This is a genomic window from Phenylobacterium sp. LjRoot97, assembly GCF_964254345.1.
GTDB lineage: Bacteria > Pseudomonadota > Alphaproteobacteria > Caulobacterales > Caulobacteraceae > Phenylobacterium.
In genome coordinates this window covers 1630511-1651462 of record NZ_CAXUTH020000001.1, presented here as the reverse complement: position 1 = coordinate 1651462, position 20952 = coordinate 1630511, and the positions used below count along the sequence as shown (strand labels likewise).

The following is a 20952-nucleotide window of genomic DNA, read 5'->3' as shown; positions in this document are numbered from 1 at the left end:
GCTCCTTTCTTGAAGAGCCGGGCGGCCCCCTTGAGAGCCGCCCGTCAGGTTTCTGGGGTTCGCTTACGCGTCTGCGACCGCGGCGAAGAAGCCGGTGACCAGGCCGTAGTCCTTCTGGTCGTCGGTATCGCCGGCGCCGGTGCCGAAGGTCAGCTTGTCGAAGCCGTCGATCGCCTCGATCGCGCAGCCGGCCTTGTCGTCATAGTCGAAGCGCTTCTCGATGGTCTTCCAGCGCTTGGCGGTCGCGTAGCCAATGCACTGGGCGCCGACGAGGTAGACCGGAGCGACGTCAATGCCGGAGTTGCCCACACCGGCGTAGACCGGCATGTCCTCGAGCTCTTTGACGATGATGTTGTCCCAGAGCAGGTCGCCGCCCTCGAACAGTCGCATCGCCTGACCAGCGGCCGTGGTGTCGTCCAGCACGGCTTCCATTTCGGCACGGAGGTCGCGCATCGCGTACGGGTGAGCGTAGGCGATGTAGACCTTCTTGCCGTTGCCCTTGTCTTGGATCGGGCGGATCTTCGGCGACGCGGTGCGAGCGAGCCGCTTCATCAGGCTCAGCGAGCCCTTCTTCAGCACGTCCGTGGTCGAGTCGACGTTCAGCAGCGCGGCCGAATGGTCGTTCGACGCGTTGTTGGCGCGCGCGTTGCCGAACAGAACGCGGTCGGCGTTGTCGACCAGCCACGCATCCTTTTCGGCCTCGGACGCAGACGTGTAGGCCTTGCCGTTGACCGATCCGAAAGCGCGGATGATCCGGTCGCGCGTGTTTTCAGACGCCCAGGTCTTAAGCGCCGGCTTAGCCGCATCGCGCAGGCCGATCGCCGACTTCTGTTCCTCCATCTCCGGCACCAGAACGCCGTGACGGCGCTTGTTGACGGTGACGTTGTGCGAGCGGGAGGTCAGATCCTCTTCGCTGCCCTCCAGGGCGTCCGAACCCTCGACACCGTCACCGGTGAGGCGGTTCAGCAGGGCGAAGTTGATGTTGTCGCCCTTCTTCTTGGACAGATCTTCCTTGACCTGGATGGCCGCGTTCTCGCCCTGCTCGTAGAGGATCGAGAAGACGTTCTCCTGGATGTCTTCGACGAAGAACTTGTCGTCCCACTGCTCAACAGTGAGACCGGTAGCCGCGCGGGTATCCGCCATGGCCGGTTTCCTTCTAAGGGACGCGGCGCCTCACGACGCTGCTTCTGTTGGGGTCAGCGACCCGACTTGCTGCCGAGGATCGCGCTCATCGGCGTCGGCCCCGCAAATCGACCTGCAGCATCCCGAGGGGCGGCGGACCGCACGTCGGTGGCAGGCGTCGGCGGCGGCGGACGCATGGTCGGAGGAGAAGCCGGCGCGCTTTGCGCTCCGCCCTGCTCCGCAAGGATTTCTGCCCGGATGCGCTCGCGTTCAGCGTTGCGCCAGGCGTCAGGGTCTTCGCCGATCTCAGAGGCGAGGCGTTCTTTCTGGTACTGGCCGTGTGCGGCCTTCCAGGGGTCGCGCTGCTTGAGCGCCCATTCCTCGATGTCGGGACGGGTCGCCAGCCATTCGCGCGTCTGCTCGAAGGACTCCTCACCGTGTTTGTCGGTGAAGCGCTCCTCAGAGCGTTCCAGGCGATCGATCAGGCGCTGACGCTCCAGACGCGCCTCGATGGCCCCCATGTACGCATCGGGGTCTTCGAGAGGGTCCAGACGGTGCGGCTGTTCGGCCTGGGGCTGCCGGCGCTCATGGCGGCCGGCCTCAAGTTCTGCAGCTCGTCGCTCGGCCTGTTGGCGGGCCTTGCGCTCCTTCTCGATCTCTTTGCGATACCAGAAGGGTTGTTCCCGCTCCGGCCTGGAAGCCGGGTCGGTCTCAGCCGTCGCGGGCTGGGCGCTTACAACCGGCGTCGGAGCCGGTTCGGAAACAGCAGCGGGCTCGGAACCCGCCTCGGGCCCAGACCCTTCACCCAATCCAGCGTCGGCAGTAGCCGGCGACAGGATGTCATTGAGCGAGGTCTGGGCCATCTCGGCTTGATCGCCAGCCGGGGGCGTTTGGGTATTTTCCATCAAAGGGACCACTGGCGTCTCACGACGCTAGTCTTTCTCGCTCGTTCCGGAGCGGGCGGATCGGCGCATTACGCGCAGATTGGATTGGTCATATGCCGTTGAATATGCGAAACTTTTGGCATGACAGACGAACGGCGCCCGAAGGACATGTCAGCTTCTGAGCTCAACGCTCTGCCGGTGAAGTCCATGTTGGAGAATGGCGGCCGAGTTCCACGCGAGGGAGTGCGTGGCGATGATCTCCTCGGGTATTGGCGAGACGATAAGGGCCAGTGGTACCGCGACCCATTTGGCCCTTACGGGTTCTTGTGAGCGCGCCCGCCTACTCGGCGTCCGAGTTGACGCAGGTCACCACCACGCATTTGCGCAGTGAGAGCCAGGCAGGCTGCCAGTCTTTGGCAATGGTGAAGCCAGCACCGATCACCAGCTGACCAATCGCCTCGAGCTCGGCCTTGCTGATGCCCTTCCGCTCATTGGCGATGATCGGCTCGATCAGCAGTTGAAACGCTAGGCCATCGTCAGTCGCGAGTGTGCGGGTGACGATATGCCCTGCCCCCTCGACGGCCGCCTTTGCCACTTCCGCGTTGGCCAATGCGGTCATCTCGTTGCTCACGCCGCGAGCTCCATCGGCCCCCGACCAGACATCAGCCCAACAGGCGGGCCGGAAGCATTGTCAGGTCGGCTTTGCGGTCCAACGGGCATGGGCGGCTGCGCTAGGGGCTGGAGATTGCCATCAGAGGCAACCGGGCCGGGCGGCGGAGCCTGATCATCCATCATGCCGGCCGAAACGTCAGGGAACGGCATGGGCTCGATGAGCGACTTGCGTAGGGTCGCCGATCCAGAAGCGAGCTTGCTGTAGGTGTTGGCGCGGGTCTCGGCGATCTTCGCCTCAGCCATCTCCTTGGCCAAACGCTCCTGGTCGGATTGTCCAGCGTTCGGCTCCTGCGGCGCGGTCAGTTCCTCGAGCAGGTCGGTGAGCTGCTTCTTGCGCTTGGCCGCCAAGCCCGGATGCATCTCGATCGCCAGTTTCAGCATGGGCGGCGGCAGGCCAGAGCCCATCAGATCCATCAGAGCCTGGAAGTTCTCGCCGTCCAGGGTGATCGCGTCGGGCGCGTCGGACACCAGAATGTCCATGTCGAGCTCGGCGACGTTGTTGTTCAGCTTCGGCTGGCCATTGTCGTCCAACGCTGGCTGAATCGGGGGAAGCTGCTCCCCCTTCTCATGCAGCGAACGCCAAGCGCTCTCCGGCGCAGTCTCGCCGTTCAGCGGGTTCACCCAGAGCGGTTCGTTGAGGCCAACATACTCCGGTGCGAGTTCGTCATCGGTGACGCGAATCCAGACCGTCGAAGTCCAGAATTGCTTCATCATCCACGCAATGGTCGTGAAGATGCGCCGGTCGAGACGACGCAGCGTATCCATCAGATCGGATTGCTCAACCAGCCCGCCGGCCTGCTGCGCCTCAATGGCCCGGCCCGATTGGTCCTGCGTTCCCTTGCCAAGTAGCGCCTGGTTGGGGCCAGCCTCGCCGACGTAGCGCATGACGCGCTCGCCCAGTTGCGCATGTCCGGCCGCCAACTCCAGGCCTCGGACGATCTCGAGGTTCGTTCCCGGGTTCTTGGTCAGCCAGAAGTCGGGGCGGGCAAGTTCGCGACGCGAAGCGCCGATGTCGTTGACCGCCCCCTCATCAGCGATGACGCCGTTGACGCTCAACAGATGCAGCGCTTTGGACTGGCGCTTGTTGATCTCGTCCTGCGGGTCGATCAGGTGGCGGACTTCGCCGTATCGGTTGTTGTCCCGATCGACGTTCGCGCTCTCCCACACCCAAGGGCAATAGGTCTCGCCCTCCTGGTCGACGTAGGCGCCAGATTGCTCCAGCAGCTTTCCGCCGCGGGTGAACTCGCAGTACTTCCAGCCATCAGCGTCGCGATGCCAGATCATCACGAACCGGACCCGACGGCGCTTGCGGTCAGCCCAGACGGTCCACGATGGCTTGTCGTCGTAGGTCTGGCCGGCCGTCGGAGCAGTGTCCATCGTTTGGTCGAGGATGGTCTTAGCTTCCTCGCGGTCCATGCCGTTCTTCACGGCTCTGGCCAGCGCGTCGTCGTAGTCCATCCACTGCACCGCGCCCTTGTACTTGGCGTCGGAGAAGTCGAGCTCGGCAGAGTGCGGATCGTAGAACAGCCGGTCCCAGGCCATTCGCTTGATCTGGATCTCGACGCCGCTCTGCTTCGGCACGGCCGCCACTTCAATGCCGCCGAAGCCCTCAATGGTGAGGTTCTTCCACAGCAGCGAACGGGCGGTCTGATAGTCGGCCTTGTCCACGACGTAGCGCATGCCCTGGGTGAAGGCTTCGGCAGCGTTGAGGTCGTTCGGGTTGTTGCGCGGATACGCCTTCGGATCGCGGCGCTGCTTCTTCTCCATGCCGCCCAGGAAGTTGGCGCGGCTGCGGATGACATTCAGCGTAACCGGTGGCTGTCCGCGCTCCTGGAGCTTGCGCACCTCGGCGTCGGTCAGCTGCTTGTTGTCGACGTAATCGCGGTCGCGCTCCGATTTCTGCCGAGCTTCGTAGCTCGCCGACTCCGCCTCTTCGTAATAGGCGATCAGCTGGGGCAGATTGTCGTCGGCCGGCGCGTTGGTCGTCGGCTGGTCCTGCGGAGCGGCGTAGGCGTTCGCCATCAGGCCGCGCATCCCATGCTTTGGTTCAGGCCACTTTCCATCCGTCTCGGCCCTCCCCGTCACTCGCTGCCCAGCGATCCTTAGGCAGGGCTGTCTTTTGCTTTGCTGGCGGAACGATCAGGCAGTTGACCGCATACTCGCCCAGGGCGTCGGAGCCGTGGCTCGCCTCGTTGTGAAGCGGGCCGGTGTAGACGCCGAGCGACTTGTTGAAATGCTTCCGGTAGTTCCGCAGTCGATCCAATCCAGCCGCACAGCGCTTCGCGTCGAAGTGCAGGATCGGGAAGATGCGCCGGGTTGCGTTGATGCGCTCAGCCGGTCCTTGGGCCACCCCAACGCGGATCGGCTTCACGCCCAGCGCGGTGAGGGTCTGAAACCTAGTCTTCGCCCCAGCGCCCCACTCCCGCACCATCACGTCGTGTGGGAGGTAGTGCTTGCCGTAGGTGTAGGGTGTCGAGCGGCCGGCGTCTTTCAGCGCCTGCGCAAATTCCGCCTCGTCGGGGATCATTTCGGGCATTGCCGCCCTGACGATCGCCTCTGCGCCCTCGCCGTTCGTCTCGAAATAGTCGATGACCCGAACCTGCTGGCCGTTCTCCTGCAGGAACCAAATCGCGGTGTAGTCATCGACCCCGATATCCCAGGCCGTGTCCACCTTGAGCGCAGGATCGTGCGGGAAGACGCCTATCCGCTTCTCGTCGGTCGCCTTCTTGATCTGCGGCCCATAATACGAGCCCGGCACCGCGGCGTCGAAGTCCACCATGTACTCTTGGCGGAACTTTGCATCGCCTTCTTCCTCGGAGCCCTCTTCGTCGATCAGCTCCTGGCGCTCTTTGTCGAGTTGCGCCTGGGTAAAAACGCCAGTCTCCAGCGCGGTTGAGCGCTGGGTGAACCACGTCGGATCTTGCTCTCGCGCCTCGAACGCCCGGGTCGCGTGGTTCCTGCCGCGGGGCGTCCAAATGAAGATAGCCCACCCGCCGTTTTCAGCGAGAATGGGCCGGAGGTAGGTCCAGGCGGGAGGCTTCGCCAGCGCCCACTCTGAGAACACAATGCCGATCGGCGGAGCGCCAACCAGGCTGTTGAAGTTGTCGGACCCGACCACTTGCCAGGTCGAGCCGTTCTTGAAGCGGATGAACATGTCCACTTCGCGGGTCGTCGCCCGAAGCTCAACCGGAAACGCCTCGTCGATGCGCTTGCGGCCGGTGTGCGGGTTGATCGCGTCCCAGATCGCCTTCCGGGCCTGCGCAGCCTCGGGCAGCATGTGCCAGTAGCCACCGATACGCATGTGAGCGGCCACAGCCGCCCAGTTCAGAGCTACATCGTCCTTGCCCCAACGACGATGCGCGGCAATGTCTGCGCGCTTTCCGCCGTTCTCAAGATACGCCCAGAGAGGAAGCTGGTAGTCGCGTGGCCGCCAGCTTACCGGAAGATCAACCTCCACTCTCAGTGGGGTCCGGAGTGAAGCGCTTGATGTTCACGGTCAGGCCGACTTCGCCCCCGTGGTTCAGGTCCACCTTGTCGCCGTACTTCTTGGGCGCCCGCTTGCCGGCCGACCACTTCAAGGCGTCAATCGCGACCCGAGCCGCCTGGGGATCATACTCACCCGAGAGCGTGCGCCGGCCGATGTCGCCGATGTCGTCGGCGTCCGTGTCGGCCTGAACCTCTCTCGCATGCACGTATTGTGCGCGAAACGATACGTACGGCTCGTCTTCCCTGGCCAGCCACCGAATGACCGTTGAGACTTCAGGAATGTGAGGATCGAGGCAGATGCGCCTCAGGCTCTCACTCGCTCCGATCCTCTCGCAGATCTCGTTGGCGATCTCGGGCGTGAAGCTGCTGGGTCGTCCCATAGGCGTTACTCTGGTCTCAGGAATACGCTTCCCGGAGGCGTTGGGCTGATGCCCGATGGTCAGACACCCAGCCTCAAGCGGTGATGTGCTTCACCGCCCACATGACGGCTTCTTCGACCTTGGTCTTCGCCAGAGAGAGTTCGCGGCTACCGCCGATCCCCTCAAAAAGAGCGTGGAGCTCCAGACCCTTGTCTTTGATCGCCTGCATGCTCGCCTTTTCTTCGTCGGTTAGGACGCGGTAGGCGTGGCGCATTACGTTGTTGACCGTCCGTTCGTCGGACATCGAAGAAACATCAGCCATTTCGGGTCTCCTGCTGGCTGCCACCCGGCTGGCTAGCAGCCGTATCCGTCTTCCTGATCGTTTGACCGCCCACGAACACGAACGGTGCGGACCTCGCCGGCAATCGTCGCCTGGAAGTCGACATATCCGTTGTCCTGGACCTCCGAGAGCGTCGCGGTTGACTTGGCGCCGGTCGTCGTCGGGTCGGTCGAGCTGATGCCGCTCTCTGCCTTGCTGACCGCGGAAGCTGTAGCTCCCCAGTCAATGGTCAGGGCCTTCGTTTCGTTTTCACGGGCCGGAATGATCGCCTCGTCAGCGTGAGGGTCGTAGAAGCCCTGGCCAAAGACACTCATGCCGCCGCGATTGTGGAGCGTGATCCGCATGGCGATTAGAGGTGAGCCGCTTTCGTGCCCCGGGGAGGAAGGCAAGCGATCTCGGCCATCCGGCGATGATAGCGGCGAGTCTGGGCCAAAGTGATTGGCACAACCGGCTTGCGGAACTCACGATCGATTTCGACGATCGCCCGGAAGGACTCCGGCAGGCGTTCGAATTGGTCTGGGCTCATCAGTGTTCCCGCCCATCAGGGTCGGGGACGAACGTGTACTCGCCCTCGATGATCTCGGCCTCGGCCGCCTCAGCAATCCCCTCAACCGCCTCTACAAAGCGCTCGAAGAGTTCGAAAACCCGCTCGACTTGTTTGGCGCTCAGCATGAGGACGCCTCACGAGCACGCAGCGCATCCATCTGCGACTGAGTGAGCCCCCAAAGGCTGGCGAAGGGTCCAATTCCTGCCGCGTCGCGGCTAGGCTCGTTCCATGCGGGTTGATGTTGGCTCTCGTCGTGAGCCGGGGCGTGAATGTGCTCTCGCATCACAGCCTCAAGATCAGGAGGGAGCCAAGTCCGGCCAGGAGGCCAAACGCGAAGGCGGTAAGGCTCATGCGCGCCATGCACGGCCCTCCGAAGGGGATCGCCCGCGACCGACAACTGCTAGGGATACGCTTGCTGCGGTGGGTGTCAGTTCGTCGCTGGGCGAAGGTGGTCGCCGCTCTCCGGCGGAGAGGCGCTGAGCGCTGCGGCGGTAAACTTGAATTTGGGGTGTGCTTCGCAAGCCCAAGGTGAAAAGCGCCTTCGCTTTCACCTCCGGTCCGGCGTCGCCCTAAGGCGTGTCTTACATCCGCCGGTCAACCGAGCGAGCCTTGCGGATCGCCATTGATCGAAGAGTAGTCACGCCCTCGCTCGTTCTCAACCTACACAACTTCACGCGCCCGTGACCGGCTAGGCCGCCATCTCCAGCTCTTCCAGATTGAAGGTCTTGCTCGTGTCTTTGCCGCCCATTCCACGGATCAGCACGGATACCCGCTGGTCCTCCGTCATCCTGATCACCTTGCCCGGCCAGCCGGCGAACTTGGACCCCACCTTGACCCGGATCTGGTCACCGGCCTTGTAAGGATCGCGCTCACTCTCCCCGCCCGTCTCGTCGAATTCGCCGGCAGCTTCGGCTTGTTGCAGGTCATAGACGAACCGGCCATGGATGGGTCGAGGGGCGCCGCACACCCCGACCAGGCATTCGATATCGCGGACCTGCCTGACGGCGTGGAACTCCGGCTCAATGTCGCTGAGCTTCACAAAGAAATACCGCGGAAAAAGCGGGCGCTCGACCCGTTCGGCTTTGCGCGCATGTCGGACGATCGTCGTCAGTTGCGGCAGGTACACCTCGAGCCCTGCGGCCCGAAGCGCATGGGCGGCTCGCAGCTCTCCACGGACCTTGGCGTAAACGACGTACCAGCGCCCGACGTCCACCGGCATCGGCGCGTCGACTTCATCCAAGCTCGGCGGAATTCGGTGTGACATTCAAGGGCTCCCACAGGTTCACGTCCTGCGTCGAGGGAGCCCACCCACAACGAACTATCTTGCGATATCAGACAGTTCGCGCTGGAGTTAAAGGGTTCGAGTAGCGCTTCGCCCCTACACGATTATATGCATTTGTGCATACGCGGGAGTTGACGCCGCCGTCAAAGCGATGCATATTCATATGCATGGAGAGCCGGGAAATCATCAAAGCGCTTGAGGCGGACGGGTGGGTCGAAGTGGCCCACAAAGGGTCCCACAAGCAGTTCAAGCACCACACCAAGCCGGGCCGCGTCACGGTTCCCCACCCCAAGAAAGACATTCCGCCGGGAACGCTTCGCTCGATCGAACGTCAAGCCGGGATAGCACTGAGGTAGACCAATGGGACAATACATCGCTCTGATCCACAAGGACGCCGACAGCGATTACGGCGTCTCGTTTCCGGACTTTCCGGGCTGCATCTCCGCAGGGTCTACCCTGGATGAGGCACGCGCTATGGGCGCGGAGGCTCTAGCTATGCACATCGAGGGACTTCTAGAGGACGGCGAGGCAGTGCCGGAGCCTTCATCCCTGGAAGCAATCATGCGCGATCCAGACAACAGAGATGGCGTTGCGGTCCTAATTCCCGTTGAGGGAAAAGCTACAAAGGCAGTGCGAGTAAGCATCACACTGCCTGAGGACGCTCTACGCCAGATCGACCAGTTCGCAGAGTCACATGGCTTTACGCGATCTGGGTTCTTAGCTTCAGCAGCTAAGAAAGTGATGGAAGCGGCCTAACGCCCCCGGCCACCCTCTTCAACGCCGGCTCCGCGCAGTAGATCTCCTATTGAGACGTCTCCGATTGCACACCTTGCGACGGAGCGATCCCAGGATTTGCCCTCCGCAACGCATTGAGCGTGCCTGCCCATGGCCACGCGCTCTAGTGCCGACTTCGCTTCCCTGCCGCCCGGCTCGTCGAGTTCGGGTGCGTAGAAATCTGCGAGCCGCACCTCCACCCAGTCCAAGCCCTTCCGCGGACCCACCTTCACGCAGAGACCGTCACCGTCACCCACGTAGACTACAGGGCCAGAGAACACGGCTCCTCGCCGGACATACTCGGGAGGAGCCGGGCCCTTCTTGGGGATGGCTTCGCATGGGTCGGCCAGAACGGGAGTGCCGATCAATGCAAAGGCCACAGCCAAAACCGCTCTCACGCATCCACCCCCTCAATTCGACGCCTGGATTGTAGCTCGTCGTTCCAGTCGAAGCCCAGGCGGGCCGGGATACACACCTCGACCTCCAACTTCTTTGCCAGGAGCTTCTTGGCGAGCGTGTAGGACGCAGCGTGCCCGGTGAGGCTTCGGTCGTGGTCACCAAACACCATGACCCGGGTCACTCCATCTGGCGGGGCCCACTCCTGGAGGTTTTGAGCATTGAGCGCCGCCCAGCAGGGGATGTCGAAAAGCACAGTCGCGGAGACAGCAGTCTCAATGCCCTCGGCAATTCCGAGTGTGGATGCCGGAGGGGTTAGCCTCACCGCACCGCCCTTCATCGGCATTGGCATCACCATGCGAGGCTCTGGCACGTTCGCCTTGTCGCCCAGAACGTTGATGAAGGTGCGATGCATGCTGATCGCCTTGCCTTCGCGGTCTCGGATGAGCGCGACCATCGCCGGGAAATCACCCGCGCCGGGACAGCGTAGCCTGGCTACTCCACGTAGGTCGGGGCAGTCAGGCACGAATCCGACGCGCCGGTCCCACCAACGGTAGGTGGGATCGAGTTCACGTAGCGGCTTTCCGGCCTTCCAGGCCGCGTTCATCTCCCGTTTCACGTCCTCGATCGAAGGTCCGGTGCGGATCGGATGGGTCTTCGCCGCTCCAGCTACTCGCTCGACCTCACGTGCTGTCTCGCGGAAATCCCAGCCGTAGATCTTCTGCAGGAGTCCAATTCCGTCGCCCGCCCCACATTGGTTGCAGTACCAACGACCGTCGCCCTTATCGTCAAAGCGGAATCGGTCGAGGCCGGCGCAAGCCGGACAAGGTCCATGGCGTGGACTGAGGAATTTCTTGTCGACCCCCAGTTCGGCCAGGATTGACGGCCACTTGCCCCGCGCGACATCGGAAATCTTCGGCTTCATCATCCGAGCATCTCCGTCGCGTAGTCCGCCAACTTCTGGCGCCCTTTGGCGAACCGGATATTCTGGCTGTGGACCCAACTCTTGGTTTCCTTGCGGACCTCCGCCGCGGCCGGAGCGAGCTTCACCCGAGGATCGTTCGGCCACACTCCGAACTTCGCTCGGTACTTGTGGGCCACCCACCCGTCAGACTTGCCGGTGGCCTTCGCCAGCGCCCTCAGCTCGCCAGCGAACTGGATTTTCTCCGGCCAATCGGCCTCCTTGTTTGCCTTCTTGGCCGACTTCACCTCGACCAGATCACCGTCGCGCACCTCGACTTCTGAGGTCTTCTCGGCGACGTGGCCGCAGTTCGGGCAATACGGCACGCCCGCAGCTCTGACAAACCGGCACTTTGGACACTCCTTCGGCTTTGGCGGCTCACGCTCGGCGTCGCTTCGCGAGCCCTCCGACATCGTCCCGTCATTGAGCGAGGCGTGGTGAATGTCCGTCACGAACCCCAGACGCGTTGTAGTGTCGGAGTGGTCCAGGATCAGGCAGTAGTCTTTGCCATCCGCCGTACGAAGCCCGCGCCCGACGATCTGAGTGAAGAGGATTTCGCTCTTCGTGGGGCGCGCTAGGACTATGCAGCGCACGTCCCAATCGACACCCGTCGTCAGGACGCCGACGTTGCAAACCACCTCGTATTCGCCCGCGGCGAAACGCTTGCGAACGTCCTCGCGATGATCACGGCTGTGCGTACCGTCGACATAGCCGCATCGCACGCCAGCGGCCTCAAACTGAGCCTGCAGCGTCTGGGCGTGAACACGATCCACCGCGAAGCAGAGCGTTGGCCGACCTTCAGCTCGGGAGAGCCACGTCTGAACGATATCGGCCGTCAGCGCCCGGTCGCACATCACGGCCGACAGGTCGCCTTCGTGGTAGTCCCCCATCTTCATCCGGACGCCGCTTAGGTCTGGCTTGGACGGAGCGAACACACGGAAGTCCGACAGGTAGCCCTGCTCGATAAGCTGCTTGGTGGTCGCGGCGATGATGAGCCGATCGTAGAGCCGCCCGAGACCCTTGGACCATGGCGTGGCGGAAAGGCCGATGAACGGCACATCCAACCACTCATCCCGGGTCATCCAGTCCTCGACGAACTTCGAGATCCGATGGGCCTCGTCGATGATGACCAGGTCCGCTTCCGGCAACACGCGGCGGCGCAGGGTCTGGATGCTCGCGATCTGCACCGGCTTTGACGGGTCGGTCATCGGGTGATCGGCCTGGATCACGCCAATCTCTCGGATGCCCTCCCTCCAAAACTCTCGTGCCGTCTGGTCGATGAGGTCGATAGCCGGAACGCAGAACACCACGCGGCGCCCCTTGTTGCGGGCCATCTCGATCAAGGCCGCGGCGAGCACGGTCTTTCCTGCGCCAGTTGGGGCCGCCAGCATGGGACGCTTGCTGCCAGACCGGAGCGCTTCACGCAGAGCGACGACGGCTCGATCCTGATGTGGTCGGAGCGGTCTCAATGCGCCCTCCCGCCCAAGGGAAGGATAGTCGCAGCCTGAAACTCATCACCTAGAGAACTAATATCTTCTTGGGTGGGATTACTGAAGTGGGTGGTTATCTCAGAACTATCCACCTTCACCTTCACCCCCGCGGGTGTTTCCGCTGGGTTTTGAAAACCGGCCATTTTCGAAACCGAAACAAAAGGGTCAGGTTTTGTCTGGGTTTCGGAATTCGCCCTCGGACGCCCCCCCTTCCCGCCATTAACGCGAGAGGCTTCGACCTTCGCATGAGCCTTTTCGACCTCTTCGCGCACTCGCTTGTGCAGGAGGTGTTCGCCCTCACCGTGGAAGAAGGCGAGGATCGTCCCTCGATGCCGCCGCCATGCGGTCTGGGTGAGGCCGCAAATGGCCGCCAACTGCACGTCATCGTTCGGAAGACGACCTCCGCGCTTCCACGCGCTCATGAGCAGCAGCAGGTAGGCGCCATGTTGCTCCGTGGTGAGGTGCATGGTGTCGCCGAGGTAGTCATTGACGTAGAGCGGCATCCACACGTCGGGCTTTACTGGTTTACGCGCCATAGCCGCCCCCAAACGTTCCCATAATGTTCCAATTGAAGGCGCAGGCGTGCCCATGCGAGGTTCGAGACAGCATCTCGTGAGGCTCCAATCTTGGTGATGTCAGGGTGCGTCGGCGCTGGAACGCCGATGCATCCGCAAATGGATCGAGGGATCAGACGGTCGCTTCGGCGGCGGCCCTCCACTTCCGAAATCTGCCTTCGCCTTCCGCCAGTACGACTAGGCCAGCATGCGCCATCGCCGCGATTTGGAAGCCTACGCCGGCCTCCTTCTCACCGATGATGGAGGCGATGCTGGACGCGCTCAGAGCGCGCTCCTTGAGCTCCTGGATAATCCGCTCATCCAAAGACTGATGAACCGGCTTTTCGGTGTGGAAGGTGACCGGCGCTTTCGAGAAGTCGCCCCTCTTAGGTTCGGGGGCCGGCTTGGGAGGACGTTCCGCAGCACGCTTGGCGGCAAGTGTTTTCGCGCCAGCTAAGGCTCTATTTCGAGCCTCCAGGCTGGCGTCTCGATACCACCCCCGCCGTTCCTTCAGACGGCGCACCGCTGCCGCAGAGCAACCGAGCTGCGCGGCCACGACGTCGGCCGAGAGTCCCTGAACCACATACAGCTGGCGAACCTGCTCAGCCTTCTCGTCCGGCCACTGCTTCTTGTTGCAGGGGGGAATGCTGTAGGCGTTGCGGATCGCGCAGACCTTGCGCGGGTGAAACCCAAGGCGTTCGCCCACGACGTGGTCCGGAAGGGTCGCCGCCAGTTCGCGGATCTTCGCTACGTCCTTGTCGGTGTAGCCGTGCTGTTTGCCTGTCGCGGAGAGATTCCAGACCATCAGGCGACCTCCCCTTGACGCACCTCAAGCCCGGCCGCCTTGCTGAACAAGGCGCTCCACGCCCAAGGAAAGCGCTCGCTGGCGATGGTATCGATCGGCCAGGCGACTTCGGCAGTCTCGGCCTGGGCGTCAGGCGCGCAGCGGAGCGCGCAAACCCGCGCCCAAGCCGCCAGAGAGCCTGTCCAGTACCACTCGGTCATAAGACCCTGCGGAAGGACCATGCGCGCCTGCTCCGGTGCGACACCGCCCTTGATCAGCGCGTCGTAGGTCTCGCGAGCCGTGCGGTAGACATCTTCGACTAGCAGGCCCGGCGACGCGATCTCGCCGTCCTCGAGCCGAACGCTGATCACCTGAACGTCGGACGAGCCCTGCTTCTTGTCCTCGGCGCGGCGGCGCCAGGCCGACGGCGCATAGAACTCAGGATCAGCATCCACATAGCGCCGGCTGACTTCGTTCCAGGCCAGGCCAACCTGATGCTTCTGAAGCTGCCGCGCCACGAAAATGGGGGCCTTCACGTGGACCGTCAGCGAGCAATGCGCGAACGGACTCCAGTGATTGTGCTCCGCCAGATAGGCCAGCAAGCGCCGGTTCTGGGCGGCGGAGTAGCTCGACGCCTCTTTGGCGAAGGAGACCCGCGCCGCGTCGGCGACGCGCTCATCCGAGCCCATGTGGTCGACGTAGGTGACTTCGATCATGCCCGCGCTCCCGACCAGACCAGCGGGAGGCAAACAGCAATCTTGTCTTCGCCCAGCCGACGTTCAGACAGGGCGCTGAAGCCGCGGCCAGCGCTTCCCGTCATGATCGCTTCGACGTGAGCGTCGTCGTGGGCGAACCGAGGCACGGAAACGTCGGTCGCGAACGCCGTGACGTTGCCTCGGACGTAGTGTCTCTCGCGCACGAAATGATGAGCACCGCCCATTCAATCCTCCTGATTTCGATGATGTTTTCGCGGGCCGATCATGCCGCCAGCCGCGCTTTTGAGGTCCAGCCCAGCGGGTTCAGCCAGGCGTGAAGTTGGTCGGCGACCTCGTCCAATGAGCGCGCCATGCACCAGAAGGCGCCGGCGGCTTTGGCTTGGTCGCGGAACTCGCGTTGTTCTTTCGACAGCGATCCAGTCGCGGTCTTCAGCTCGATGAAGGCGGCGTGGCCGGTCGGAAGAACGATGGTGATGTCGGGGACACCGGCCCGGACGCCCATCGACTTGAGGATGGCGCCGAGCTTCACCCCGCGATTGCCGGCCCCGTTGGGTGCGTGGAACCACAGCAGGCCCGGGTAAGCCGCATTGATGAAGCGAGCGACCTGCTGGTGAAAGACTTGCTCGTCACGCCGCATTAGAAGCACCGCTCTTGTTTGACTTCTGGCTGATGCGGGCGAGCCGGTCCCACAGCGCGCGATCAAGATCTGGCGCGCTGATCCCCGCGATGGCCGCGGCGGATTCCAGTGATCGTCCGAGCGCTAGCTGCTTGCGGGCACGCTCGATTTGGAGTGCTGACAGCCTCACGCCGCCACCTCATCGAACTTGGTCGCTTGATTGCCCCAGGTGGACCAACCGGGCCGTGACTGGCGCGCGAACATCTCGAGATATGGGCCACCGACCAGACGCTCGATCCGGCCATGAATGTCGGGCTTCCGGGAGTGCTCACGACGCGAGGCCGCGACGACCTGCCGGACATCCGCATTCAGCCTCGTCGGCGAACCTCGGCCAAAGACCAGGGCGATTTCTGCCTGCTGCCGGAACCAGTAGCCCATGCCGATGTCGCAGATCGGCGCGTCGTCAAACATCTCGATCTGGCCGGGATGTCGGTCCTTGAGCCAGACCGGGCCCAGCGACCGATAGGTGAAGCCCCAATGGCCGGCCAATTCGATTGCCTGCGGCACGTGAGAGGAAATGACCCACATGATCAGCAGGCAGTCGGGAGCAGCGACCTCGGCGACCGGCAACGCCTTCAGCTCGTCGAGCGTCATCGTGGGATAGGGATCTTCCCCAAGCGTGGGCACGCGCTCATCGCCTGAGTAGGTGCGGAAGCCCCACGCCGGGTCCATGTAGATGCAACCAAAGGGACCGCGAGGAAGGCTCACGCTGCAGCCCTCCGGAGGTAGTCGGCGCAGGCGGCTTCGACATCAGCCCGCCCAACAGGGGTCAGCCGATATCCGACCGACCGGGCGCAACTGACCGAGCCCTTATCCATCGAAGCGCGCAGCTCAACGAGGCTGGCGCGCAATCCCTTCACGGTTTGGCCCACGGCGGCGGCGAGGTCTTCTATCGCGACCGCTTTGCCCCCCGCCTCATAGAGTGTGACCACCACCCGCGCGGCGGCCGGCGAGACAGCGAACCACTCTTTGATGATCGCGCAGCCGCCCTCGGGAAGCGCCGGATAGCCGCGCGCCCAGCCCAAGTTGGATGCGTTTTGACTGGGCGCGCGCACGGCTAAGCCACCAGCTCGCGCAGACGCGTGGCGACACGCGCGGCTCGAGCGGCTTCGGTCGAGCGCTCATCGGCCTTGGCCGCCTCTTCAGCGCATCGAGCCTGGAGGCGCTCGACCTCGGCCGCCGCCCTTGAGCAAGCGACACTATTCACAACCGCGACAGTGTCGGCGCGGACAGCTGCCGCCTCGATCGACTTGATCGCGTGCTCGACCCTCGTGGGCCGGAAGAACAACGAAAAGACTTCGTTGAGACTAGGGAAGCGGAACATGGAGCGGCGCTCCTTCTGCTCTCAGCCGCTCAGACCCGCCGCGGCTGGATGGCGGTCTGGGCGACTAAGGGGAGCGATGACGCTCTAGGGGGGCGGCGGCCCGGTTTTGAACCGGAGCCACAGCTTGCGCAGAACCAGCACGAGGGCTCCGCCGATCTTCGACGGCCTCCCCCGCAACGCGCTGGTGCGCCGCTCGCCGCTCGGCGAGTTGCTGTTCAAGTTCACGAATTTCCCTTTCGAGCCGTTCGGTGGCTTTCTCTGGATGGAAGACAGCTTCGGTCAGGTCCGCGCCAAAAGCGGTCACAAGGCCGAGCCAGTGTTTCGCCTGCGGCCAGTGCCGGCCGGCGCGAAAGCCCTCCGCGGTGCGAGGGTCGCAGCCGATACGGCGCGCAAGATCCTTCGCACAGGTGGACTTCTTGCTGAGGTAGTCGCCCAGCATTCGGTTGAGATCGCGCTCAGTGCTTTGCATCGTCCAATCCGTCATGACTGCTCACGACGGTTGGGGCGGTTCTCAACCGCCAGTTGGACGGACGAAATCGGATGGCTGTGGAAAGCAATAACGTCTGGAACGAACGTCAAAGCGAAGTCGCAATCCGCCTGATGGACCTGGCGGAACGCACTGCAGATCGAGCCGAGCGAAACGCGTTGGCGCGCGCTAGCGAACGGCTCTTTTGGAACTCGGTTGGCGCCGAGTGTCCGAGAATTCTGAGGGAGAGAGCGAGCATGGCTAATGACGCCCCCTCCCCCATGCCGGGTGGACCGGCAAACACGCGCAGCCTGGGCTAAGGCGACGCGATACGAAGAGGCGATGGGGCGGGGCATACTGGTACGCGCCCCGCCCGCCAAGTTGGTGGCGTCCGGCCACCGAGAGCCCAGGCGCAGATGCTCTTTGCGCTTGGGTTTTTCTGTTGAATGGAGCCCCCCAGGCATGGCGCTAGGCCGCCTTCGGGCGTTTGTTGCGGAGGCGCGGTTTCACTCGCTGCCTCCCTCGTTTTTGGCCGCGGAAGCCGTCGCAAGCTCCTCAAGCGTTGCAATGTCGCCCTCAGAAAGGACCTTCCAGTGCTCGGCGGGGATGGACCCGCGTTGAGCCCAGGAGCGAACGGTGTGGATGCTCGTCTTGGGCCCAAGCAGCGCCTGCACCTTCGTGGCGCCCGCTTCTCTGATGATTTCACTGTGGCTTCGCATCGAGGCAATTAATGCATTATGCACTCCGCCATGCAAGTGCCAAATGCATTACGTTGAGCGCTAGCTTGATGCGATGAGCACTCTGGGGGAGCGACTGCAGATAGCCCGCAAGGCGCGGGGCTACGAAACCGCGACTGATGCGGCGGTGGCGCTTGGCATTCCGGTCGCCACTTACACCCAGCACGAGAACGGGCGGCGAGGCTTCCCAGCCAAGCGCGCGCCGCAATATGCCCGGGCCTTCGGGGTGACGACCGACTGGCTGCTTTTTGGGCGAGGCGACGGCCCGGGTGGGGCCACGCCGGCTACAGACGACCGAATCAGACGCACCGTCCCGGTAGTCGGTTTCGTAGGCGCGGGTTCAGCCGCGCACTTCTACGGAACGGGGGATGGTGAACTGGATCGGGTAGAAGCGCCTGATTACGCCACAGAAAACACAGTGGCGGCTGAGATCCGCGGTGAGAGCCTGGGGCCACTCCTGGAGCGATGGTTGGTGTTCTGGGACGAAGTCCGGACGCCGGTCACCCCTGATCTGCTCGGCGAGCTGTGCGTTGTCGGTCTTCCTGACGACCGCATCCTGGTGAAACAGCTCCGAGCGACGTCGACTCCGAACCACTTCCATCTGATCTCGAACAACGAAGCGCCGATGTTCGACGTGGAGGTTCTGTGGGCCGCCAAGGTGAAGGGGATGCAGCCGCGATGAAGCGCTGCCTTTTAGCCGCCCTCGCGCTAACGCTGGCGCTTGAGACGCCCGCCTTTGCGCTCGGTTCTGGCTACATGACCACGCGGGCCAGGTGGACGACGATGTCAGCGCAAGAGCAGGCCGGCTATGCCATGGGTATCGTTGACTCCGCCCTCGTGCACCACGTCGATGACACCCCCGCCGACACAAAGCGGAAGCTAGGGCTCGCCACCTGCATTGCCGAGCTGAAGCTTTCCGAAGCCAACCTCGTGACCATGGTGAACGAGGGCTACAGCGCCGACGCCTCTCAGTGGGCGTTCGGGCCCCACATTGTTCTGTTTCAGCAGGTGATCAAGGCCTGCAAGCTCTACCTATGAGACCGGCCGCCTGCGTCGTCCTGTGCGCGCTGGCGCTCGTTTCGTGCGACGACCGCCCAACGACCTGGAAAGCCTTCGTCTACCCCGACATCGAGAACATGGACCGCTTCGTCGCAATGGACGGGTTCAAGGACTTCGAGAGCTGCCAGACTGCGGCGATCAATGTCCGCAACTTCACAGGCGGCGCAATAGCCGGCGACTACATCTGCGGCTATCGCTGCGGCTTCAAGGCCGAGTACGGCATGGAGATCTGCAAGGAAAAGCGGAAGTGAGTCAGCCACCCCAGCGGGCGCCAGACGATGGCGATGCTATCACCGAGAGCGAGTTTTCGACCTGGTATACGCCGCCGGCGGTTGTTCGCCTCCTCCCAACGACCTGGGGATGGGACACCCGCCTTCGCTTCATTCATGGCCGCTTGGAGGGCGGCGTTTTCCGAGCGGTGGCGCTCCGGTTCAAGCTCGGCGAGAGCACGCGCAATCTCTTTGAGCTACCTCCGATCACCTGGCGGGATTGGGCCTACCTTGCAGGAGACGACTTCTGGCTGACGGGCGATCTTGATCGCTTCGTCGGTGAGTACACACGGAAGCGACGCCTTGTTGCTCAGCAAGTCCGCTTCGAGCCAATGGCCGTCGATCGAGAGGTAGCCCTCGCGACCGGCACACCAATTGCGCCGGCAGCAGCCCTCCCAATCGCGGCCGCCCCGCGTCTTTCAGCGCCCCTGCCCGTTGCGCAGCAAAACGCGGCTGTTGGCGTTTCTCAGGCAGTCGTAGACGACTGGCTGAGTAACCTCCCGCCAGAAGAGGCCGACCTACCACAGCGCCAGCTATGGCAGGCCGCAAAGGCCGCGCTGGGCGCCGTTCGGCGGAAGCAAATCGAGCACTACACGGCTGGCCGGCCGCGCGGACCACGTCGCTCAGCATAGTTGTCCCGCGCCTATTGCCCCGGGACAATAGCGCTCCGAAGTCCGGGACAACTGATTGCCCGACGGACAAATCGACGGGATTTCCGCACCCCCACACGCTCCTTCCATGAATTTGCTGAAGGAGCAGCCCGATGTCGCCATGACCACAAACGCAAACGGGCGGGCTCTTGCAGGAGCGCCGCCCGTTCAGAACTATTCCTGCCATGAGGGGGAAAAGCCCAACTGCGTCACCCTCTCATGGCCGGGCCAGATCAGCAAATCTTCATTGCAGGCCGAGCGCCATGAACACCCGCATCAAGAGCCGCCGAGTGCGGCGCGTGCACCACAGATACCGGGTGCGCCATCGTTTCCGTCGACCACGGCAACTTAGGGAATAGTGGAGAGCCCGCCCCACCCGGCGGGCTTTTTCGTGTTCGGTTTTGCGAGATGCATTAATGATGCATTTTGCACTTGACCGTCATTAGTGCATTTTGCATGATCCCTCCATCGAACGGAGAGACACATGCAGCTCGCCACCGCCAAGACCCCGGAGCCGATCTACGTCACACACGAGATCGCTTATGACGGCAAGCTGACCACCTTCGTCTTCGCTGACGCCGGCCTGATGCGCCGAGCTGGCTGGCGGAACGGCCATCTTGCAGATGGTCTGATCATCGGCTCCTGCCCGTTCACGGCGCCCGAGATCGTGGTTCTGATGGCCGCGCCCGGCGTGCCTGCTGCGTCGCTCCCTGCCCTCAAGATGGCTGCGGAGTAGGCGCCATGGCTTGGAACGCTCTCCCCTTCCCCGAGACGCTCGACCTCACTCCCGACGCTGACGGCTACCGCCTTTGGTTCGACGGAGAGGTCATCGCGAAGTTCGGCACGCTTTCCAACGCTGCGCGCGGCCTGACAACGGCCCGCGAGGCCCTGGCGATGCTCGACACCACGCTCAACACCCTGACCGGGAGCGCCGCTTGATGCGGCTCACCACGGCCATCGCAGCCGGCGCGTGGGCATCCGCCGCCATGAACATCGGCCTCGCCTTTTGGCCCGGCCTGAAACCCCACGACGTCGCCTACGCGAGCCTGATCATTGCTCTGGCTCTGACCTGGGTGGCGTTCTTCTGGAGCAACGACTGATGCGTCTGAAGACCCTCGCCAAGATTGCGCTGTTCCCCGTCGTCGGGGTCCTCGCCTACCTGGTTTGGCCGCTCATGGTCGCCAAAGACTGGTGGTTCGAAGACGACGACTTCGACGCGCCGGGAGCCGCGTGATGGCCGAGTTCGACCCGGCTCTCGTCGTTCAGACGCTCCCGCATCGCCGGGTGACCGTCTCCTGGGCGATCCAACAGCTCGTCGGCCTGGCCCTCACCTTCTGGGCGCTCGGCCTCTTCCTCATCCTCGCAATTGCGGTGTCCCAATGAACGCTATCGCAAGGCAGGAGC

General features: G+C 63.3%; 31 protein-coding genes. 11 read left to right on the top strand and 20 right to left on the bottom strand.

Features of this window, described 5'->3' with window-relative positions; all coding sequences use genetic code 11:
• Window positions 1-63: 63 nt before the first annotated feature.
• From ACSQ2H_RS08115 to nusG, 10 genes are all read right to left on the bottom strand, one after another.
• A complete protein-coding gene (locus tag ACSQ2H_RS08115) occupies window positions 64-1143 on the bottom strand; it encodes a N4-gp56 family major capsid protein (protein ID WP_436060932.1) in 1080 nt (359 codons plus the stop codon).
• Between the two features lie 53 nt (window positions 1144-1196).
• A complete protein-coding gene (locus tag ACSQ2H_RS08110; RefSeq protein WP_436060931.1) occupies window positions 1197-1985 on the bottom strand; it encodes a hypothetical protein in 789 nt (262 codons plus the stop codon).
• Between the two features lie 361 nt (window positions 1986-2346).
• Window positions 2347-2637 (bottom strand): hypothetical protein, encoded by a 291-nt coding sequence (locus ACSQ2H_RS08105; RefSeq protein ID WP_436060930.1) that lies wholly within the window; start codon window positions 2635-2637, stop codon window positions 2347-2349.
• A complete protein-coding gene (locus ACSQ2H_RS08100) occupies window positions 2634-4700 on the bottom strand; it encodes a hypothetical protein (RefSeq protein ID WP_436060929.1) in 2067 nt (688 codons plus the stop codon). The genes ACSQ2H_RS08105 and ACSQ2H_RS08100 overlap by 4 nt, the downstream gene beginning before the upstream one ends.
• Before the next feature lie 25 nt (window positions 4701-4725).
• Complete coding sequence (locus ACSQ2H_RS08095; protein ID WP_436060928.1) at window positions 4726-6135, bottom strand: hypothetical protein; 1410 nt, start codon at window positions 6133-6135, stop codon at window positions 4726-4728.
• Entirely contained in the window at window positions 6125-6544 is a 420-nt protein-coding gene (locus ACSQ2H_RS08090) for a hypothetical protein (RefSeq protein ID WP_436060927.1), read from the bottom strand. The genes ACSQ2H_RS08095 and ACSQ2H_RS08090 overlap by 11 nt, the downstream gene beginning before the upstream one ends.
• 73 nt (window positions 6545-6617) lie before the next feature.
• Entirely contained in the window at window positions 6618-6845 is a 228-nt protein-coding gene (locus ACSQ2H_RS08085; protein WP_436060926.1) for an Acb2/Tad1 domain-containing protein, read from the bottom strand.
• A gap of 32 nt (window positions 6846-6877) precedes the next feature.
• Complete coding sequence (locus tag ACSQ2H_RS08080) at window positions 6878-7207, bottom strand: hypothetical protein (RefSeq protein WP_436060925.1); 330 nt, start codon at window positions 7205-7207, stop codon at window positions 6878-6880.
• Window positions 7208-7388: 181 nt separating this feature from the next.
• Window positions 7389-7535, bottom strand: coding sequence for a hypothetical protein (locus ACSQ2H_RS08075; protein ID WP_436060924.1), 147 nt, complete (start codon window positions 7533-7535; stop codon window positions 7389-7391).
• Between the two features lie 563 nt (window positions 7536-8098).
• Window positions 8099-8650, bottom strand: a complete 552-nt coding sequence (gene nusG, locus ACSQ2H_RS08070) for a transcription termination/antitermination protein NusG (RefSeq protein ID WP_436060923.1) — start codon at window positions 8648-8650, stop codon at window positions 8099-8101.
• Window positions 8651-8859: 209 nt separating this feature from the next.
• Here nusG and ACSQ2H_RS08065 point away from each other — a divergent pair, with 209 nt between their 5' ends.
• Together ACSQ2H_RS08065 and ACSQ2H_RS08060 are read left to right on the top strand one after the other, a co-directional pair.
• On the top strand, window positions 8860-9048 hold the full coding sequence (locus ACSQ2H_RS08065; RefSeq protein ID WP_436060922.1) for a type II toxin-antitoxin system HicA family toxin: 189 nt from the start codon (window positions 8860-8862) through the stop codon (window positions 9046-9048).
• A gap of 4 nt (window positions 9049-9052) precedes the next feature.
• Entirely contained in the window at window positions 9053-9448 is a 396-nt protein-coding gene (locus ACSQ2H_RS08060) for a type II toxin-antitoxin system HicB family antitoxin (protein WP_436060921.1), read from the top strand.
• A gap of 412 nt (window positions 9449-9860) precedes the next feature.
• Here the strand turns inward: ACSQ2H_RS08060 and ACSQ2H_RS08055 are convergent, their stop codons facing one another.
• The 10 genes from ACSQ2H_RS08055 to ACSQ2H_RS08010 all read right to left on the bottom strand — a co-directional run bounded on the left by ACSQ2H_RS08055 (window position 9861) and on the right by ACSQ2H_RS08010 (window position 16367).
• Window positions 9861-10790 carry a toprim domain-containing protein gene (locus tag ACSQ2H_RS08055; RefSeq protein ID WP_436060920.1) on the bottom strand — a complete coding sequence of 310 codons (930 nt, stop codon included), beginning with the start codon at window positions 10788-10790 and terminating at the stop codon, window positions 9861-9863.
• On the bottom strand, window positions 10787-12292 hold the full coding sequence (locus tag ACSQ2H_RS08050; protein ID WP_436060919.1) for a DEAD/DEAH box helicase: 1506 nt from the start codon (window positions 12290-12292) through the stop codon (window positions 10787-10789). Before ACSQ2H_RS08050 ends, ACSQ2H_RS08055 begins: the two co-directional genes overlap by 4 nt.
• Window positions 12289-12849: a YdaU family protein gene (locus ACSQ2H_RS08045; RefSeq protein ID WP_436060918.1), complete on the bottom strand. Its 561-nt coding sequence runs from the start codon at window positions 12847-12849 to the stop codon at window positions 12289-12291. The genes ACSQ2H_RS08050 and ACSQ2H_RS08045 overlap by 4 nt, the downstream gene beginning before the upstream one ends.
• Before the next feature lie 151 nt (window positions 12850-13000).
• Complete coding sequence (locus ACSQ2H_RS08040; protein ID WP_436060917.1) at window positions 13001-13672, bottom strand: hypothetical protein; 672 nt, start codon at window positions 13670-13672, stop codon at window positions 13001-13003.
• Window positions 13672-14367 carry an FAD-dependent thymidylate synthase gene (gene thyX / locus ACSQ2H_RS08035; protein ID WP_436060916.1) on the bottom strand — a complete coding sequence of 232 codons (696 nt, stop codon included), beginning with the start codon at window positions 14365-14367 and terminating at the stop codon, window positions 13672-13674. The genes ACSQ2H_RS08040 and thyX overlap by 1 nt, the downstream gene beginning before the upstream one ends.
• Window positions 14364-14591 (bottom strand): hypothetical protein, encoded by a 228-nt coding sequence (locus tag ACSQ2H_RS08030; protein WP_436060915.1) that lies wholly within the window; start codon window positions 14589-14591, stop codon window positions 14364-14366. The genes thyX and ACSQ2H_RS08030 overlap by 4 nt, the downstream gene beginning before the upstream one ends.
• A 38-nt stretch (window positions 14592-14629) precedes the next feature.
• A complete protein-coding gene (locus ACSQ2H_RS08025) occupies window positions 14630-15004 on the bottom strand; it encodes a VRR-NUC domain-containing protein (protein WP_436060914.1) in 375 nt (124 codons plus the stop codon).
• 165 nt (window positions 15005-15169) lie between these two features.
• Window positions 15170-15751: an MT-A70 family methyltransferase gene (locus ACSQ2H_RS08020; protein ID WP_436060913.1), complete on the bottom strand. Its 582-nt coding sequence runs from the start codon at window positions 15749-15751 to the stop codon at window positions 15170-15172.
• Window positions 15748-16098, bottom strand: a complete 351-nt coding sequence (locus ACSQ2H_RS08015; RefSeq protein ID WP_436060912.1) for a hypothetical protein — start codon at window positions 16096-16098, stop codon at window positions 15748-15750. The genes ACSQ2H_RS08020 and ACSQ2H_RS08015 overlap by 4 nt, the downstream gene beginning before the upstream one ends.
• A 2-nt stretch (window positions 16099-16100) precedes the next feature.
• Window positions 16101-16367: a hypothetical protein gene (locus ACSQ2H_RS08010; protein WP_436060911.1), complete on the bottom strand. Its 267-nt coding sequence runs from the start codon at window positions 16365-16367 to the stop codon at window positions 16101-16103.
• Between the two features lie 124 nt (window positions 16368-16491).
• Between ACSQ2H_RS08010 and ACSQ2H_RS08005 the strand changes: the two genes are divergently transcribed.
• The 9 genes from ACSQ2H_RS08005 to ACSQ2H_RS07965 all read left to right on the top strand — a co-directional run bounded on the left by ACSQ2H_RS08005 (window position 16492) and on the right by ACSQ2H_RS07965 (window position 20931).
• Complete coding sequence (locus tag ACSQ2H_RS08005) at window positions 16492-16968, top strand: hypothetical protein (protein ID WP_436060910.1); 477 nt, start codon at window positions 16492-16494, stop codon at window positions 16966-16968.
• A gap of 657 nt (window positions 16969-17625) precedes the next feature.
• Window positions 17626-18252 (top strand): XRE family transcriptional regulator, encoded by a 627-nt coding sequence (locus ACSQ2H_RS08000; RefSeq protein ID WP_436060909.1) that lies wholly within the window; start codon window positions 17626-17628, stop codon window positions 18250-18252.
• The gene (locus tag ACSQ2H_RS07995) at window positions 18249-18608 is read left to right on the top strand and encodes a hypothetical protein (protein ID WP_436060908.1); all 360 of its coding nucleotides are present in this window, start codon (window positions 18249-18251) and stop codon (window positions 18606-18608) included. The genes ACSQ2H_RS08000 and ACSQ2H_RS07995 overlap by 4 nt, the downstream gene beginning before the upstream one ends.
• A complete protein-coding gene (locus tag ACSQ2H_RS07990) occupies window positions 18605-18880 on the top strand; it encodes a hypothetical protein (RefSeq protein WP_436060907.1) in 276 nt (91 codons plus the stop codon). The genes ACSQ2H_RS07995 and ACSQ2H_RS07990 overlap by 4 nt, the downstream gene beginning before the upstream one ends.
• A 1152-nt stretch (window positions 18881-20032) precedes the next feature.
• Complete coding sequence (locus tag ACSQ2H_RS07985; RefSeq protein WP_436060906.1) at window positions 20033-20284, top strand: hypothetical protein; 252 nt, start codon at window positions 20033-20035, stop codon at window positions 20282-20284.
• A 5-nt stretch (window positions 20285-20289) separates the two neighbouring features.
• Window positions 20290-20487, top strand: coding sequence for a hypothetical protein (locus ACSQ2H_RS07980; RefSeq protein WP_436060905.1), 198 nt, complete (start codon window positions 20290-20292; stop codon window positions 20485-20487).
• A complete protein-coding gene (locus tag ACSQ2H_RS07975; protein ID WP_436060904.1) occupies window positions 20487-20648 on the top strand; it encodes a hypothetical protein in 162 nt (53 codons plus the stop codon). The genes ACSQ2H_RS07980 and ACSQ2H_RS07975 overlap by 1 nt, the downstream gene beginning before the upstream one ends.
• Window positions 20648-20782, top strand: a complete 135-nt coding sequence (locus tag ACSQ2H_RS07970; protein WP_436060903.1) for a hypothetical protein — start codon at window positions 20648-20650, stop codon at window positions 20780-20782. The genes ACSQ2H_RS07975 and ACSQ2H_RS07970 overlap by 1 nt, the downstream gene beginning before the upstream one ends.
• Entirely contained in the window at window positions 20782-20931 is a 150-nt protein-coding gene (locus tag ACSQ2H_RS07965; RefSeq protein ID WP_436060902.1) for a hypothetical protein, read from the top strand. The genes ACSQ2H_RS07970 and ACSQ2H_RS07965 overlap by 1 nt, the downstream gene beginning before the upstream one ends.
• The last annotated feature ends 21 nt before the right edge of the window (window positions 20932-20952 follow it).

Bases quoted from the DNA above. Each gene is read 5' to 3' on its own strand.
- ACSQ2H_RS08115 (WP_436060932.1), bottom strand. From the start codon at position 1,143: ATGGCGGATACCCGCGCGGCTACCGGTCTCACTGTTGAGCAGTGGGAC.
- ACSQ2H_RS08100 (WP_436060929.1), bottom strand. From the start codon at position 4,700: ATGGCGAACGCCTACGCCGCTCCGCAGGACCAGCCGACGACCAACGCG.
- ACSQ2H_RS07985 (WP_436060906.1), top strand. From the start codon at position 20,033: ATGCAGCTCGCCACCGCCAAGACCCCGGAGCCGATCTACGTCACACAC.
- ACSQ2H_RS07995 (WP_436060908.1), top strand. From the start codon at position 18,249: ATGAAGCGCTGCCTTTTAGCCGCCCTCGCGCTAACGCTGGCGCTTGAG.
- ACSQ2H_RS08075 (WP_436060924.1), bottom strand. From the start codon at position 7,535: ATGCTGAGCGCCAAACAAGTCGAGCGGGTTTTCGAACTCTTCGAGCGC.
- ACSQ2H_RS07980 (WP_436060905.1), top strand. From the start codon at position 20,290: ATGGCTTGGAACGCTCTCCCCTTCCCCGAGACGCTCGACCTCACTCCC.
- ACSQ2H_RS08085 (WP_436060926.1), bottom strand. From the start codon at position 6,845: ATGGCTGATGTTTCTTCGATGTCCGACGAACGGACGGTCAACAACGTA.
- ACSQ2H_RS08025 (WP_436060914.1), bottom strand. From the start codon at position 15,004: ATGCGGCGTGACGAGCAAGTCTTTCACCAGCAGGTCGCTCGCTTCATC.
- ACSQ2H_RS07970 (WP_436060903.1), top strand. From the start codon at position 20,648: ATGCGTCTGAAGACCCTCGCCAAGATTGCGCTGTTCCCCGTCGTCGGG.
- ACSQ2H_RS08055 (WP_436060920.1), bottom strand. From the start codon at position 10,790: ATGATGAAGCCGAAGATTTCCGATGTCGCGCGGGGCAAGTGGCCGTCA.
- ACSQ2H_RS08040 (WP_436060917.1), bottom strand. From the start codon at position 13,672: ATGGTCTGGAATCTCTCCGCGACAGGCAAACAGCACGGCTACACCGAC.
- ACSQ2H_RS08045 (WP_436060918.1), bottom strand. From the start codon at position 12,849: ATGGCGCGTAAACCAGTAAAGCCCGACGTGTGGATGCCGCTCTACGTC.
- ACSQ2H_RS07975 (WP_436060904.1), top strand. From the start codon at position 20,487: ATGCGGCTCACCACGGCCATCGCAGCCGGCGCGTGGGCATCCGCCGCC.
- thyX (WP_436060916.1), bottom strand. From the start codon at position 14,367: ATGATCGAAGTCACCTACGTCGACCACATGGGCTCGGATGAGCGCGTC.
- ACSQ2H_RS08080 (WP_436060925.1), bottom strand. From the start codon at position 7,207: ATGCGGATCACGCTCCACAATCGCGGCGGCATGAGTGTCTTTGGCCAG.
- ACSQ2H_RS08010 (WP_436060911.1), bottom strand. From the start codon at position 16,367: ATGTTCCGCTTCCCTAGTCTCAACGAAGTCTTTTCGTTGTTCTTCCGG.
- ACSQ2H_RS08030 (WP_436060915.1), bottom strand. From the start codon at position 14,591: ATGGGCGGTGCTCATCATTTCGTGCGCGAGAGACACTACGTCCGAGGC.
- ACSQ2H_RS08060 (WP_436060921.1), top strand. From the start codon at position 9,053: ATGGGACAATACATCGCTCTGATCCACAAGGACGCCGACAGCGATTAC.
- ACSQ2H_RS08110 (WP_436060931.1), bottom strand. From the start codon at position 1,985: ATGGCCCAGACCTCGCTCAATGACATCCTGTCGCCGGCTACTGCCGAC.
- ACSQ2H_RS07965 (WP_436060902.1), top strand. From the start codon at position 20,782: ATGGCCGAGTTCGACCCGGCTCTCGTCGTTCAGACGCTCCCGCATCGC.
- ACSQ2H_RS08000 (WP_436060909.1), top strand. From the start codon at position 17,626: ATGAGCACTCTGGGGGAGCGACTGCAGATAGCCCGCAAGGCGCGGGGC.
- ACSQ2H_RS08090 (WP_436060927.1), bottom strand. From the start codon at position 6,544: ATGGGACGACCCAGCAGCTTCACGCCCGAGATCGCCAACGAGATCTGC.
- ACSQ2H_RS08065 (WP_436060922.1), top strand. From the start codon at position 8,860: ATGGAGAGCCGGGAAATCATCAAAGCGCTTGAGGCGGACGGGTGGGTC.
- ACSQ2H_RS07990 (WP_436060907.1), top strand. From the start codon at position 18,605: ATGAGACCGGCCGCCTGCGTCGTCCTGTGCGCGCTGGCGCTCGTTTCG.